Origin of the sequence: Catellatospora sp. NPDC049111 (genome assembly GCF_040648615.1) — a bacterium.
GTDB classification, from domain to species: domain Bacteria; phylum Actinomycetota; class Actinomycetes; order Mycobacteriales; family Micromonosporaceae; genus Catellatospora; species Catellatospora aurea.
Window position 1 is genome coordinate 255,042 of sequence record NZ_JBEZEB010000005.1, and the last position, 14,774, is coordinate 269,815.

The window sequence follows — 14,774 nt, forward strand, 5'->3', positions numbered from 1 at the left end:
TGCCCGGTGCCGTGCGCGGCCCCGGGCAGGTGCGGCGTGTCAGCGTCGGTGAACCTCGCCGTGTGGCACCGCGCAGTGTTCGGCGGCTTCGATGCGGTGGTCGACCTGCAGCGTGGTGTGGGTGATCTGGTGTCCGGCGGCCAGGCGCTGCTCGAGTTGCTCGCGTACCAGGTGGCAGTCGGTGCCGACCTCGACGATCACATGCGCCGACAGAGCCGCCTGGCCGGAGGCGATCGTCCAGACATGCAGGTCGTGGATCTCCACGACGTCGTCGACGGCCAGCATGTCGGCGGCCACCTTGGCGGGGGGCGCCTCTGCTGGTGCGGCGTTGAGCAGGACCCAGCCCGACTCGCGAAGCAGGCCCCAGCCGCCTTTGACCATCAGCACGACCACGACGAGCGTGGCGATGGCGTCGGCGCGCACGAATCCGGTGAGCATCACGATCAGACCGGCGGCGGTTGCCGCGACTGAGGCGAACATGTCCATCAGCACGTGCTGGTAGGCGCCCTCGACGTTGAGGCTGGAGCGGTTGGCTTTGCTGATCGCCCATGCTGCCACGACGTTGACCGCCAGGCCGATCAGTCCGGTCACCAGGACCATCCAGCCGGTCACCGGCGGGGGGTCGCTGAGCCGTTCGACGGCTTCGTAGGCCAGCCATCCGGCCAGCAGCAGCAGGCTCAGACCGTTCGCGGCAGCGGACATGATTTCCGCGCGGGCCAGGCCGAAGGTGTAGCTTCCGCCGGCGGGACGGGCGGCCATCCGCATGGTGATCAGGGCCAGCACGATCGCGGCGGCGTCGGTGAGCATGTGTGCGGCGTCGGAGATGAGCGCGAGCGATCCGGCGATGAGCCCGACGGCGACCTCGACGGCCATGAACCCGACGATGAACGTCAGTGCGAGGGCCAGCCAGCGCCGGTCGCTGTTGGCGCTGACGCCGTGGGAATGGCCGTCGTGGCCGTGTCCGTCGTGGCTGTGTCCGGGCTGGTCGTGGCTGTCGGCGCTGTCGTCGTGGCGGTGGCTGCTGTCATGGTCGTGCACGTCGTTGACCTCGCGGGGGGAGACGGATGCGGTTCGGCCCAGCAGTGGCAGGAAGCGGCCGACGCGCTGGGTGTAGCGGCGGTAGGTCTGGCCGTGTGTGGCCAGCAGGTACGGTTCTTCCACGATGCGTACTTGCAACTGAACCGCGGCGATCAAGGCGATCAGCGCGGCGGCGCTCAGCAGACCCGGGACAAGCAGGACCGTGCCGGCGGCGACGGTCGTCATCGCCGTGAAGATCGGATTGCGGATTATGCGGAACAGTCCGCCGACGACGAGGTCGGTGTGCTCGGCGTGGTCGACGCCCACTCGCCAGGACGCGCCCATCCCGGCCTGGGCAACAGCGACGACCGTCATGCCTGCCGCGGCCAGCAATCCGCCGGTGAATGCGACTGCGTCTGGTGCGGTCAAGACCGGCGCGCCCATCAGCGTGGCCGCAGGGGCGAGCAGGCTTAGCAGCAGCGCTGCCACGAATGCCAGCTTCGCCCACCAGGGCGCGGTTCCGGCTCGGTCGCTGGACAGCCGCAGTCCGGTGTCGCCTGTGGCCCGCCACGCCAGGTAGCTGCGTATTACGAAGGCGTAGACGGCACCGACCAGGTTGACGGCCAGCGCAAACCAGGCTGCGGTCACGGCCGCCGCCCACGCCGTAGGTCCGAGGGCTGCGATGTGCATTCCATGAACGCGGACAGTACAGCGATTCATGAATTCATTGCAACATGAACATGGAAACGGATGTCATACGCAGAGCCAGCCGCAACACCTACCCCCAGAAACGATCTTGATGCTCGCACAGACGCTCGATCGCCCCCGTACTGTGGAGCAGTGCAGACACTGACCGGCCAGCCAGCCACCCACGGGCAAGTCCTGGCCCGCTTCGGACACGCCCTGTCCGACCCCACCCGCGCCAGACTGCTGCTCGCGCTGCGCGAAGCACCCGCCTACCCCGCGGATCTGGCCGACCTGCTCGGAGTCAGCCGCCAGAACCTGTCCAACCACCTGGCCTGCCTACGTGGTTGCGGCCTGGTGGTCGCGGTTCCCGAAGGCCGACGCTCCCGATACGAACTGTCAGACTCCCGCCTGGCCCACGCACTCGGCGACCTTCTCGGCGTCGTACTGGCCGTTGATCCGGCCGTCTGCGCCCAGCCGGCAGACTGACCACCGGCCGCAGCCAGCCGACAACCATCGCGCCCGCCAGCAGGGTGCACACCCCTCACCGAGGTAGACCACCTGCCACAAGCGTGTGCGAGTGCCGTGCCCTTGATCGCTCGGAGGCCGCCTACCAGGCAATTTCCGCTACCGTGGAGGAAACTATGCTCCGCGGTACAGATCGCGGCCTACCCCGAGCAGTTGGCGAGGAGCGATGACGCACACCGACCGCCCCGAGACCCGCTCGCTGACCCGGCGACACGTCCTGGCCGCATTCGGCCTGGCCGGTGTCGCCGGAGGCCTGACCGCTTGCACGCCCGACACCACCCCAGACGGCGGCGCACCCGGCGGTCCCGGCCGCGCACCTGACGCCAAAGCACACGTAACCATCACCGAACCTGTCTCCGGCGGCACCGAGGTGCCCGCCGCCGCCGAAGTCGTGTTCAGCGCCACCGACGCCGTGTCCACCCAAGTGGTGCTGACCGACGCCACCGGCACCGAGGTATCCGGCGACATGCACCCCGACGGCACCGGATGGCTGCCGGCCCGAACTCTGGCCTACGACGCGACGTACACCGCGACCGTCACCGCCACCGGCGACGACGGTAAGACCGCCACGGCCACCACCATCTTCACGACCATGGCGCAGCCGACGAAAGTCATCAGCATCGTCAGCTTCCTGCAAGACGACGCCGTCGTCGGCGTCGGCATGCCGCTGATCTTCCGGCTCAGCCGCCCCATCGCCGAGCAGCACCGCGCCGCGCTGCAACGACGCCTGCTGGTCCAGACCACCCCCGCGCAGGAGGGCATCTGGACCTGGTACACCCCCAGCGAGATGCACTGGCGCCCACGCGAGTTCTGGCAGGCCGGAACGAAGGTCTTCGTCGACGTGCGCGGCGGCGGCCTGCCCCTGGGCGACGGCTACTTCGGCAAGCGAAACTCCACTCTGACCTGCGCCATCGGCCGTTCGCTGATCATGACTGTGGATGACAAGGCGTCACCGAAGGTCATGACCGTGGTCAAGGACGGCCAGCAGGTCCGCACCATTCCCGTCAGTCTGGGGCGGCCGAGCATGCCCTCCTCCAGCGGCACCACGGTCATCATCGAACGGCTTGCCAAGACCGTCTTCGACACCATGAACGACCCCAACCCCGCCAACCGCTACCGCACCAACATCCAGTACGCGCAGCGGCTGACCTGGGGCGGCGAGTTCATCCATGCCGCGCCGTGGTCGGTGCAGGATCAGGGCCGGCGTAACGTCTCGCACGGATGCGTCAACATGTCCTTGCCGAACGCCAAATGGCTGTTCGAGCAGACCCTCATCGGCGACCCCGTCATCACCAAAGGCACACCACGCGAGCTGCAGTACGGCAACGGCTGGACCGACTGGGACAAGCCCTGGGACGAATATGTCAAAGGCAGCGCCGTGCCGAACACCGATACAGCAGCCGCGTCGGCACCGCCGACGCCGACACCGTCGAGCTGAGCGGGCCTGCGGCCAGGACAGACCCGACCGCAGGCCGCCATGCGGTTCCTACTTCGCGACGGCCACCAGTGAGATGTCGTCGTTGAGGTCCGCGCCGACGTACTTGTGATCGCCGGCGACGTACAGCCTGCACGGGCTGATCGCGGCGTCGCCCTTGGCACTGTCATGACGGCACACGACCGCTCGGTGTCCGGCCGCCACTTTCAGCGAGCTGATCTTGTCGTTGCCGACCGGTCCGATCTCCGTCGACTCGTAGACGCCGATGCCGTACTTGTTGTTCACGCCTTTGAAGTCGCGGTCGCCGTAGACCGTCATCCGGGCGCCGTTGCTGGGGCCGGCCAGCACCGCCATCATCGAGATGGTGTTGTCCAGGGCCGTTCCCGCCAAGCTGTGGTCACCGGCCGCAAAGGTCTTGCAGGGGCCGAGGTCGCCTTTGTTGGCCAGCTTCTTGCCGTCGTTGTTGCAGACGACAAGGCGGTAGCCGGGTTCGACGCGAAAAGAGGTGATCGCGTCGTTGCCGACGATGCTGAACTGGCCCTTGTAAGCCTCGTAGATGCCGGGCGTGTACGCCTGCGCGTTGCCGGATTTGCCCGCCTGGCTGTAGGCGGTCACCGCCGGCCCACCGACCGCGATCATGCGCACGTTGCCGTCGAAGTTGGCCCCAAGGCTGGGGTGCTCGCCGGCGGCGAAGAGCCGGCAGGGGCCGACCTGGGCGCTGTTGACGCCCGCTTCACGGTCGTTCTGGCACACCACTGCGCGGTGGCCGGCCGCGGCCACCATCGAGCTGGTCGCCGCTCCGACTTCGGGCAGCTCACCTGCGCTGGACTCGAAACCGCCGACGCCCAGCGGCTGGGAGGCGCCAGACATGCCCGGGTTGCGGTAAGCCGTCACGCCGTCGCCCCTGGCTGGTCCGGACATGACCGCGACCAGCGACACCTTGTCGTTGAGGTCTGCGCCGACGAACTCGTGCTGCCCGGGGCCGTAGTAGCGGCACAGGCCCAGGTTCAGCGCGTTGGTGCGGCCCTGGGAGCTGTCGTCCTGGCACACTACGACGCGGTAGCCGGGCCCGACCTTCATGGAGCTGAGCCGGTCGTCGCCCAGCGAGCCCAGCCCACCGTTGGCAGCGTCGTGCACGCCGGCGCCCAACGCCTGGAATGCGCCCTTGAAGTCGCGGTCGGAGTAGAGCATCACCTGCGAGGCGACTTGCTGCGGCGCATACCGCACTCGGTAGATCTTCGCCCCGGCTTTGGTGGGGTCGGTGCCGGCGTCTGGATACAGTCCGGTGAAGTAGAGGCCGTCCTGGCCGACGGCCAGGCCCGCGACGGTCGACTTGCCTGAGCCGTTGTACTCGACAAGGGTTTTCGGGGCGCTCACCGAGCCGTCGGCTTTGAAGCCGAACTCCACGATGCGCTTGCCCTTGGCCTGCGGTCCGGCGGCGTAGGTCGGACCGCTCTCGGACACGAACGCCCGGCCCCATTTGTCTTCGGGGAAGCCGCCCGCATGGTGGTCGCTCTGCTCGGTGAAGGCGATGTTGACCGGCGCGTGCGTGGTCTCCCACGTGTAGAGGGCGTTCTTCTTCATGTCGTTGACGCCGCCGGCCCAGCCGTAGTCGGTGCCCTTGGTGATGCGGGCGAGGCGGTCGTTGGCGCCGGGGCCGTTCTCCACCGCGTACAGCTGCCCGTCGGAGGCACGCCAGCTGCCGCCGAACGCGTTGCGCAGGCCATACGCGAAGATCATGTCTTTGGCGGTGAGGCCGTCGGAGGCGTCGTAGAACGGGTTGTCGTCGGGGATCGACCCGTCCAGGTTGAGCCGTAGGACCTTTCCCCTGGCAGTGTTCTTGTCACGGGCGGTGCTCGGTTGCATCGCGTCGCCCATGTGGACGTACAGCTTGCCGTCAGGGCCGATGCTCAGGTTGGAGATCTGGTGGGATGCGGCCTGCGGTTCGTCGTCGAGGTCCAGGATCGTCTTGCTCGACGACGCGGTCAGCCCGCCGTCGCTGCTGGAGAACCGGACGATCTTGGGATAGAAGTCGGACCCGTCCTTGTAGACCATCGCGGCGAGGACGTCACCTGTCTTGGGCTCGACGACGATCCCGGATAGGCCGATCTCGCCGCTGCCGGGAAACGCTCCGGTCGGGTCGAAGTTGAGCAGACCCGACTCGTAGGTGCTGACGGAGTAGTCGCCCTTGACGACCTTGATCTTGCCGTACAGCTCGGTCACGTAGAACAGGGGCATTTTCGCCATGCCCTGCTGGCTGCCGGGCGCCATGGCGATGTTGACCGGAAGCTGGAATCCACCGGCGACCTCCTCGACGCGGTAACCGTCCTGCTTGACGACCCACTGCGGTGCGTCGGGCAGCGGCTTTTGCTCCTTGGCGGTCCGGAACGGTCGTTGCGACCAGGCGCTCCACTCGGAGCCGGGATCGCCGCTGTTGTCGCGGTAGCGCACCCGTACCGCGTAGTCGCGTTCCGGGATGAGGTCCGCTCGGCCGGCGTGGCTGTTTTCGAACACGCCGTCGCCCATGTGAATGTGATTGCGCAGCACTCCGCCGGTGCAGCCGCTGGACCAGACCCGTTCACCGCCTCCGGTGACGATCTCCCATTCGCTGCACAGGTGCGCGTCACCGTCGGGATCGCTGTAGGGCGCAGACTCCATGTGCACGTCGGCTGCGCTGACCAGCATGTTGTCCGCCCCGGGCTCGGTGATCACCGGCGCGGCCGGCGGCGCCGCTTGGGCTGCCGGGCCGGGCATGGCGACGGTGAGCAGCCCGGACATCAGCGCTGCGCCGACAGGCAGGGATCTACGGTGGCCCATGACGTGAACGCCCCTTCGCACTCCGTTGGTCTTGAGCGCGTCAGGTTAGCGGGCGAAACTGGGTATATGGGCCACTCGATACTCCGACACAGCTTAGGTGATGATTTACGCTCTTTGGAGTGTATTTGTTGTTGGGCCGGTAACTCATCTGTCCGGTCGTCTGCACCACGCCGGCAGCACCGTCCCGGTTCCCCGACGGCCGGCGATCTCGGTGTTCGGCGGGAGCGCCTGCGTGAGTCCCCGACATTTCGTTGAACATGGCAGTGTCGGACCAAGCCGGCGGCTGTGGGGATGCCCTTCTGAGGGCCGCCGGCTGAGGCGTTCGGGTGGCCGAGGACGATCCGCAGAGGCGCTGGCCGAAGGAGTTGTTGCGCTGCTGGCTGCGGTCGCACGACGTCTGGCCTGCGTGCGACCGCAGCGTAGGCAGGTCAGCCGCGGGTGGCGTTCCAGTGCCGGTCGTTGAAAGGCCTGCGGCCTTCGACGGCCACGAAGACGGGGTTGCTGTAGAACCACAGGTCGGTCCACGGATCGGCGGCGCCGGGCGGGTCGAGTCGCGGCTCGATCGAACCGGTCGCGGAGTACCGCCCGTCGGTGCCGCGCAGCCGCAGATAGAACGGCTCGTCCACCTTGCGGAAGCGGTAGGTCAGCTCGACCGTGCCGGTCCGCTGGCTGATCTCGAACGACTTCACGACCCGGGTCCCGGGCGCGGTGAGGGTGTCGCGGTCGGCTGCCGCGCCGGTGACCGGACCGGCGATCAGGTCGACGCGCCGCAGCCGCGGTGTGTCACCGTTGTTGTTGGGTCGGCTCGGCAGTCCGATGCGGACTGTGACCTCGACGCTGTCTCCGCGGCTGGCGGTGACGACCTCGCCCAGGGTCCCGCGCGGGTGGCGGCGGCTGCCGCCGACGCTGACGTCGAGGCTGTCGATGAGCTGCCCGTGGTCGACCCAGATCCGCCCCGCACGCAGCGCGCGCATCACCGACAGGTAGCTGAAGTCACGAAGCCCGAGGTGGGTGCGGGAGTACTGGCCGGGCCAGTAGTCGCCCCGCCCGGCCACCGGGGTGCGGGTGAACACCGGATCCGGGTACACGCCCTCCGCGCTGGGTGCGCCACCGTACTCCCACGTGTCGCCGAAGACCCGGTGCGAGTCCGACGTCGCCGTGACCCAGAACGGCAGGCCCTCGGCGAGCATCGAATCCCATACCCCGCCGACCTTCGCGGTCAGCCAGTCGAAGCCGCCGAACGTGCTGTACGACTCGAGCGGGTATCCGGCGAAGGAGTCCGCGCCGGGCCCGCCGCCGTAGCCGCCGCGTCCGCCACCGGCCCCGCCGACAGCGGTGGGTATCCCTGCGGCCTGGTGGCCCGGAGCGCCCTCCATGCCAATCGCGACGGACGGGTCGGCGTCACGCAGCGCGCGCAGCTCCGAGGGGGCGTAGGCCCCTGCCCGCGACGGGTGGTTGAGCACGGTCAGGCCCATGTCCACCCGCCCGGCCCGCACCTGCGCGCCCAGCCACCGCACGGCTTCGAGGGCCTTGGCCTCATTGGCGGGGCTGCTGGGCCGGGTTCCGTTGATCGCCGAGTCGAACAGCGCCTCGAACTCCGTCAGCACGATGGCCTCGTTGGCGCCGGGCGCGACGAACAGCGTGCAGTGCTCACCTGCCGGGACGTTCCACTCCATGCCCTGGAAGACCAGCATGTCGGGGTTCTGGTCCCGCGACAGCCGCACATCGGCCAGTGACTGGTTCAGGCCGAACTTCTGGTGCAGCGCACCGCCGTGGTCGGTCACGACCAGCCAACCCAGGCCGTAGCGAGCGGCGGCGGTCACATGCTGGTCGACGCGGTAGGGGGCGTCGGAGCCGGCGCTGTATTTGGTGTGGGTGTGGTGGTCGCCGGCGCTCCACAGCAGCTGACCGCCGGTTGCGGTCGGCGGGGACGCGGCTGCCGAGCTCTGCGTGGCCGCCTCGAGCGCGCTGGCGGCACCGCCGACGCTGGCGATCCCGACGCCCAGCAGGCCGGCACCGCGCAGGAATGACCGGCGGGTGCGGTCGGATGCGGACAGTTCGCTGTCGGGGACCGAGGTGTCGGCGAACGCCGACACCGGCCCGTCGTGGTGATGGTGGTGGTGGCCGTGATCGTGGTCGTGGTCGTGGGGGTGATCGTGGCCCGGGTGGTGGTGCGCGCCCATCGTGAGTCCCTTCGAGAACGCGAGCAGACACCTGATCTTCAGCGGGTGGGGTGAATACCAGATGGCAGGCGGAGGAAGCCGCGGTGGCGGAACGCAAGCCGTATGAGCACACGGTCGGTCGCCACGCGTGCTGACAGCCAGACTCCTGCTGCTTGCCTGCGCGGGTGCGCGAAGCTCTGCCGTCAATCGTGTGCAGCACGCTGGCGGCAGGTGGTCTGGGTGGCCGTTTGTGGCACGGGGGTGTCCTGGCAGCTGTTGCCGGTCGGCCGTGCTCGGCCGCACCGCCGTACTGCGCGGCTGTCAGTTCAGGTCGGCGCATTTCGGTCGTGGGTGCTGGCGTTGTCCTGGCCATGCGCCAGCGGTCGCCGTCTCGGCGCTGTACCGGCTGCCGACTCGGTTCTGCTCAGCTGCCTGGGGTCCGCTGCGGCACTACGAGCCGTCGAGTGAGGGTCTTTGAATCAGGTGCACTTGAGTGCGGCGGAGACGAGCATCGGACCGGATGTCGATGACCTGCGCGTATCGCTGGTTCAAAAGCTTACAAACGAGACATATGACTACTATCCTGCTTAGGATACGTCCAGGTAGCAAGGGGTCGGGGTGTCCGCTTGCGAGGGAGGGCAGCCCGATGAACAGGACACGTATCGGCATCGCGGTCACCGTCACCATGTCGACGCTGGCCTCGGCGGTACTGCTGGGCCTGGTGGCGGGACGGCTGTCCGCGCCGCCGACGCGGGTCGCCGTGTCCGAGGACTCGTACACGATGAGCACCGAACCCGGGGTCACCAAGGGCAGCCGCCTCTACCTCACCGCGGGCGGGGTGGGCGGCGGCGCCGCGGTCAGCTACCTCAAGTTCGACGTGCAGCTGCCCGTCGGCCGCCAGCCGAAGAAGGCCTGGCTGTGGCTCGGCCGGCACAGCGGCCCGCTGCCGGGGCTGGTCGAGCTGACCAGCGTCCCCGACACCCGCTGGCGGGAGGGCACCCTCACCGCCGCCACCGCGCCCCGTCTCGGCAACGTGGTCGCCAGCGTCACGCCGGGCCGGTACGACCGCGCGGTCGCCTTCGACATCACCAAGGTCGTCCGCCGGACCGGCCGGTACGCCTTCGCGATCACCGCGCCGAGCAGCAACCAGGTCGCCCAGTTCGTGGCGGGCGAAGCCGGTGCCGACAGCACCGACACCGGCCCGCCGACCATCACCTTCGAGTGGAACGAGCCTGGCGGACCGACCCTGCCGCCGCCGGTCGACCAGCCGACGACCGCCCCGAGCCCGTCCGGGACGCCCGCACCCGAACCCACCGTCACGCCGTGGCCGGGCACGACGTTCGACCCGAGCGCGACGCCCACGCCGTCCACCGCGCCCGGCCCGTCGTTCCCGGCCGACCCGGCGACCGACCCCAGCCCGTCGCCGACCGGCACCTTCGCCACCGACCCGGTCTACGAGCCCGACCCGGAGCCGAGCCTGCCGGACCCGACCGACGCGCCGACCGACCCCGGCCAGCAGCCCAGCCCGGATCCGGCTACCGAGCCGAGTCCGGACCCCGGCGCGGAGCCGGGCACCGGTCCGGAACCGAGCGCCGAACCCAGCACGGTTCCTGACCCCGGCACTCCGCCGAGCCCGGACCCCGGCGCCGAGCCCGGTCCTGCCCCCGGCCCCGGCCAGCCTGATCCGGGCACGGAACCCAGCCCCGACCCGAGCCCCGGCGTCCCGCCGGTGACCGAGCCGTCCGAGCCGCCGGTGACCGAGCCGAGCCTGCCGCCCGTGGTGGACCCGTCCGAGCCGCCCGCGACCGAGCCGAGCCTGCCGCCGGTGGTGGACCCGAGCACGCCGCCCACCACGGACCCGAGCCTGCCGCCGGTCGTCGACCCGAGCACGCCGCCCACGACCGACCCGGGCACGCCGCCCAGTACGGAGCCGAGCGTGCCGCCGGCCTCACCGTCGCCGTCGGCCGACCCGAACCAGCCGGTGGACTGCGTGATCGGGCAGGCGCTGGTGCCGACCTGCGGTGCGCTGTGGGGCGTCGCGCCGGGCGCGCACACCTCGCAGAACCGCATCGAGGCGCTGTACGCCTTCGAACGGCGCACCAACCGCCAGCAGGTCGTCTACCACGCGTACCACCGCGGCACCTCGCTGTTCCCGACCGCGGAGGAGCTGTCGCTCACCAAGGACCCGCTGCACAAGCGGGTGCTGTTCCTCAACTGGAAGCCGCAGGGCGTCAGCTGGGCCGGCATCGCCCGGGGCGACGGGCGCACCGAGGCCTACCTGGACCGGCTGGCCGTGCACATCCGCGGCTCGCTGCAGGACCAGTTCTTCTTCACCATGAACCACGAGCCGGAGAACGACGTCAATCCGCGGCCGGGCTCCGGGATGACCGCGCAGGACTACGCCGCGGCGTACCGGCACGTCGTCACCGGCCTGCGGGCCCGCGGGGTGACCAACCTGGTCTCGGTGATGGTCTACATGGCCTTCGTGCCGTGGAACGTGAAGACCTGGTTCGAGGACCTGTACCCGGGTGACGACGTGGTGGACTGGGTCGCCTGGGACACCTACGCCTACAGCGACCCGGGCTACGGCTACGGCGACTTCGCGGAGATGATGAACCGCAAGTCGGGCAGCCGCAAGGACTGGCCGGGCTTCTACAACTGGGCCGCGACGTCCTTCCCCGACAAGCCGCTGATGCTGGGCGAGTGGGGGGTCTGGCACTCCCGGACCAACCCGCAGCACCAGGCGAAGTTCTTCGACTCGGCCCGGCTGCAGCTGGAACTGTTCCCGCGGCTGAAGGCACTGGTCTACTTCGAGTCGCCCAGCGCCGAGGAGGGCCGCAGCTCGATGATCGACATGACCTCGACCGGGTTGTCCTCGTTCCAGCAGTTCAGCCGGCACCCGGCCTTCGACATCGTGACCGGCCCGGCCTACTGACCCCGGATCGCGACGGCCCGCCTTTGCAGCAGGCGCACCCGCGCCAGAACTTTGAGCAGACCGGCGCGTCGAGCCACTGCGACTAAAGGGACATTTGATGATTGAACGGCGTTAGGCTGCAGATTGTCGATCAAGGGAGATCACATGCGTCCAACACGACGAACAGTGCTGACCAGCGCAGGCGCGGCGGCGGCCGGGAGCTTGGTGGGCGCCAGCGGCTCGCTCGCCGCTCCGGTCCCCGTCGAGCCTGTGGCCGACCCCGTCGTGCTCGGGCCAGCCACGGACGTACCGGTCGGCGGAGGCAAGGTCTACAGCACGGAAATGGTCGTGGTCACCCAACCTGTGGCGGGCGACTTCAGGGCATTCACCTCGACCTGCACCCACTGGGGTTGCCAGGTCACCGCTGTGGAGGACGACCAGATCATCTGCCGCTGCCATGGCAGCCGCTTCTCGGCGACCGACGGCTCAGTCACTGTTGGCCCGGCCACGCTTCCCCTGAGCCCGAAGACCGTCATCACCAAGGACGGTCAGATCATCCTCAGTTGAACACTTCGTCCATTGTCCTTGGTTCAGCCGAGCCCAGGCCTTCTCATGCCGCGGTGATGGGCGATGCTGCTGCCTTCCCGCGCTCGTCCACCCAGTGGTGTAGCTCACGGTGATGGGTAGGCTGGCGTCCAGGTCGCGCCGGCATCGCTGCTACGAAGGACTCCGCCCTCCTGAACAGCGACGAATAGGTCCGCGTCGTGGGCGGCGAAAGCCGTCGGCGTTCCTTCGACACGTCCGGTCGGCTTCCAGCCGGACCCACCGTCACTGGAGCGCATCACGTCGCCACCCGCGGTGACCGCCCAAAGGACGCTGCTGCTTGGCCAGCTGAGCAATGCGAGCTGGGGCCCGGCAGCAGGGGTCCAGGTGCGGCCGCCGTCAGCGGATCGGGCCATGCCGTCCAGGGTCGTGGCCAGCAGCATGTCGGGGTCGGTCGGGCTGATGACGAAGTCTCGCAAGGCTATGTCTGCGCGCTTGTCCCACGTAGTTTTGTCCTTGCTTGCCAGCAGCTGCCCGTTAGTGGAGTTGAAACCGAAGACGGTGCCATGTCCGTAACGCAACGTGTGGAAGTCAGCGCCGCCGCTGAGCGACAAGGTCTTCCATGTCCGCCCACCATCGGTTGATTCGATCAACCCAAGGTCTACAGGCCCGTCCTGGCCGGTAGCAGGATGGCCGGACGCGAGGAAGTGATCGGAACCTGCGACAGCGAACGCCATGGTGTCCTGCCGCGCCTCACCGACTCGCTGCGGGCCGTCGCTGTCCGGCAGCCGCAATACGCCGTTGTGTGTGGCGGCATACAGGCTGCCGTTGCCGGGGTTCACCGCGAGCCCGTGCACTTGGTCGATCTCGACTGGGCTCGTCACGGCAGGCGTGGTGCGGCCTCGCGGCCAGACGATGAGTCCCGTGACTACAACGAGCACAAGTGCCCCTGCGACGACCAGACTTCGGCGAAACCCCACCTGGCGGGTATGCCCTCCGCCGTTGCGGGTCCTGTCCGCGGCTGGCTTGACCATCCTCACTCCCGACGTTCTGTCAGCGGTCGACGCAGCGCCACCACCTCCTACTAACCTACCTAGGACTTGGCGTCGTCGTCGAACGGGGCAGCCCGGGGTGTGCCCGCTCGTCGCCCCGGGATCCATGACTCTCGACCACGAATGCGACAACTCGGGGCGGTGGCCCCCCAAGCAGCCCCGGCCGCACCGCTACTCGCGCGCAAATCCAGGTCTGGTGACCGAGGCCCTGCGGCCGCAGCTCGACGCTGCCAGCCATTCTGTGGCGCTCGGCACGTACCGACCGCCAGGGAACGCCACAAAACTACGGAGCGTGACAGCGCAGCGGCTTACCGAAGTTGTTGCGGCCCCAGCTTGAAACCGACTCGCTTTCTTTCCTAGGGTTGGTGATCAACTGCCGCGTACGCCTGGTTGCGCCCCTGCGACCGCGCAGCAGTCACCGCCGCCGGCTCACCCCTGACCGTCGGCCGCGGTAGGCGGCAAAGGAGATCCGGTGTCCCCCCTCCATACCGCGTCCCACCCGCTCTCGCGGGTCATGACCGCAGTGGCAGCTTTGGTGGCCGGACTGCTCTTCGCAGTCCCCGCACACGCCGAACCGACCCCCGCCGAGATCGAAGCCCAGATCACCGACGCGTGGAACAAGCTCGAGCCGGTGATCGAGGAGTACAACAAGGTTCACGCCGAGCTGAACAACCTGAAGAAGAAGGCTGCTGCGCTAGACGCAAAACTCGCGCCGCTGCGACTCACGGTCGAGGTCACCCGAGCCCGGGTCGGTGCCGTCGCTTCCGAGTACTACAAGGGTGGCCGCACCCAGGAGATCAATTCGCTGCTGTCCACAGGATCACCGCAGCAGTTCGCCCAGCAACTATCGCTGCTGACGCAGCTGGCGCACTCCAAACAGGAGCAGATCGCCAAGACAATTGAGGTGAAGGCGGCCTTCGACCAGCAGAAGGCCGAACTCGACCAAGTCATCGCCGATCAGGCGAAGAAAGACGCCGACATGGCGGTCAAGAAGCAGGCCATCGAGGCCGACATGGTCCGGCTCGCGGCGCTGCGGCTCAAGGCGTATGGCAGCGGCGGCCCTGGCGGCTCTTTGAAGATCGGCAACCTGTGCCCGGTGCCTGCCCTCGGCACACAGGACAACACATCCTCAAAGGGCAACACGGCCGCGCTGACCGCATGCAGACAGATCAGCAAAAGGTACGTTTTCGGCGCCAACGGCCCCGACACCTTCGACTGCTCAGGCCTGACCCAATGGGCGTGGGCGAAAGCCGGCGTGGAACTAACCCACTACACCAAAGCCCAGTGGACCGAAGGCAAACGGGTAAGCACCCCCATCGTCGGCGACCTCGTCTTCTTCTACCCCAATGACGGCCTGCACCACATGGGCATGTACGTCGGAAAGGTCAACGGCAGACGGGTGATGGTCCACGCACCGCACACCGGCGACGTCGTGCGCATGCAATACATCGACGTCATGCCCCTTGCCGGGTACGTACGCCCGAGCTGAACGGCACCTGAGACCGGCCGCACCGGCAACTTCCAGCGATCGCCAATATTGTCACTGCAGTCATGGAAGTCGAGTAAGCACGGTCCGGCCGGTGTCAACTGCAAACCACGCAAGCCTGCTGTTGCCTGATCGC

Annotated in this window: 9 protein-coding genes; 5 read left to right on the forward strand and 4 right to left on the reverse strand. The window is 68.4% G+C overall.

Annotated elements, in window-relative coordinates:
- Positions 1-39: 39 nt before the first annotated feature.
- Positions 40-1,665 (reverse strand): cation diffusion facilitator family transporter, encoded by a 1,626-nt coding sequence (locus tag AB0B66_RS10035; RefSeq protein WP_360525860.1) that lies wholly within the window; start codon positions 1,663-1,665, stop codon positions 40-42.
- Positions 1,666-1,866: 201 nt separating this feature from the next.
- Between AB0B66_RS10035 and AB0B66_RS10040 the strand changes: the two genes are divergently transcribed.
- Both AB0B66_RS10040 and AB0B66_RS10045 read left to right on the forward strand, forming a co-directional pair.
- Positions 1,867-2,190 carry a metalloregulator ArsR/SmtB family transcription factor gene (locus AB0B66_RS10040; protein ID WP_360526314.1) on the forward strand — a complete coding sequence of 108 codons (324 nt, stop codon included), beginning with the start codon at positions 1,867-1,869 and terminating at the stop codon, positions 2,188-2,190.
- A gap of 205 nt (positions 2,191-2,395) precedes the next feature.
- Positions 2,396-3,667 carry an Ig-like domain-containing protein gene (locus tag AB0B66_RS10045; RefSeq protein ID WP_360525863.1) on the forward strand — a complete coding sequence of 424 codons (1,272 nt, stop codon included), beginning with the start codon at positions 2,396-2,398 and terminating at the stop codon, positions 3,665-3,667.
- 48 nt (positions 3,668-3,715) lie between these two features.
- On the opposite strand, the gene AB0B66_RS10050 is transcribed toward AB0B66_RS10045, so the two are convergent.
- A complete protein-coding gene (locus AB0B66_RS10050) occupies positions 3,716-6,481 on the reverse strand; it encodes a PQQ-dependent sugar dehydrogenase (protein ID WP_360525866.1) in 2,766 nt (921 codons plus the stop codon).
- 428 nt (positions 6,482-6,909) lie between these two features.
- Entirely contained in the window at positions 6,910-8,664 is a 1,755-nt protein-coding gene (locus AB0B66_RS10055) for a histidinol-phosphatase (RefSeq protein WP_360525868.1), read from the reverse strand.
- A gap of 625 nt (positions 8,665-9,289) precedes the next feature.
- Here AB0B66_RS10055 and AB0B66_RS10060 point away from each other — a divergent pair.
- Both AB0B66_RS10060 and AB0B66_RS10065 read left to right on the forward strand, forming a co-directional pair.
- Positions 9,290-11,578, forward strand: a complete 2,289-nt coding sequence (locus AB0B66_RS10060; RefSeq protein ID WP_360525871.1) for a hypothetical protein — start codon at positions 9,290-9,292, stop codon at positions 11,576-11,578.
- 144 nt (positions 11,579-11,722) lie between these two features.
- A complete protein-coding gene (locus tag AB0B66_RS10065) occupies positions 11,723-12,124 on the forward strand; it encodes a Rieske (2Fe-2S) protein (protein ID WP_360525874.1) in 402 nt (133 codons plus the stop codon).
- Positions 12,125-12,228: 104 nt separating this feature from the next.
- Here the strand turns inward: AB0B66_RS10065 and AB0B66_RS10070 are convergent, their stop codons facing one another.
- Complete coding sequence (locus AB0B66_RS10070; protein WP_360525877.1) at positions 12,229-12,984, reverse strand: F510_1955 family glycosylhydrolase; 756 nt, start codon at positions 12,982-12,984, stop codon at positions 12,229-12,231.
- 640 nt (positions 12,985-13,624) lie between these two features.
- On the opposite strand from AB0B66_RS10070, the gene AB0B66_RS10075 reads away from it, so the two are divergent.
- A complete protein-coding gene (locus AB0B66_RS10075; RefSeq protein WP_360525880.1) occupies positions 13,625-14,641 on the forward strand; it encodes an NlpC/P60 family protein in 1,017 nt (338 codons plus the stop codon).
- Positions 14,642-14,774: the final 133 nt, after the last annotated feature.

Excerpts from the sequence above, each read along its gene's own strand:
- AB0B66_RS10065 (WP_360525874.1), top strand. The coding sequence starts at position 11,723 with ATGCGTCCAACACGACGAACAGTGCTGACCAGCGCAGGCGCGGCGGCG.
- AB0B66_RS10055 (WP_360525868.1), bottom strand. The coding sequence starts at position 8,664 with ATGGGCGCGCACCACCACCCGGGCCACGATCACCCCCACGACCACGAC.
- AB0B66_RS10060 (WP_360525871.1), top strand. The coding sequence starts at position 9,290 with ATGAACAGGACACGTATCGGCATCGCGGTCACCGTCACCATGTCGACG.
- AB0B66_RS10050 (WP_360525866.1), bottom strand. The coding sequence starts at position 6,481 with ATGGGCCACCGTAGATCCCTGCCTGTCGGCGCAGCGCTGATGTCCGGG.
- AB0B66_RS10045 (WP_360525863.1), top strand. The coding sequence starts at position 2,396 with ATGACGCACACCGACCGCCCCGAGACCCGCTCGCTGACCCGGCGACAC.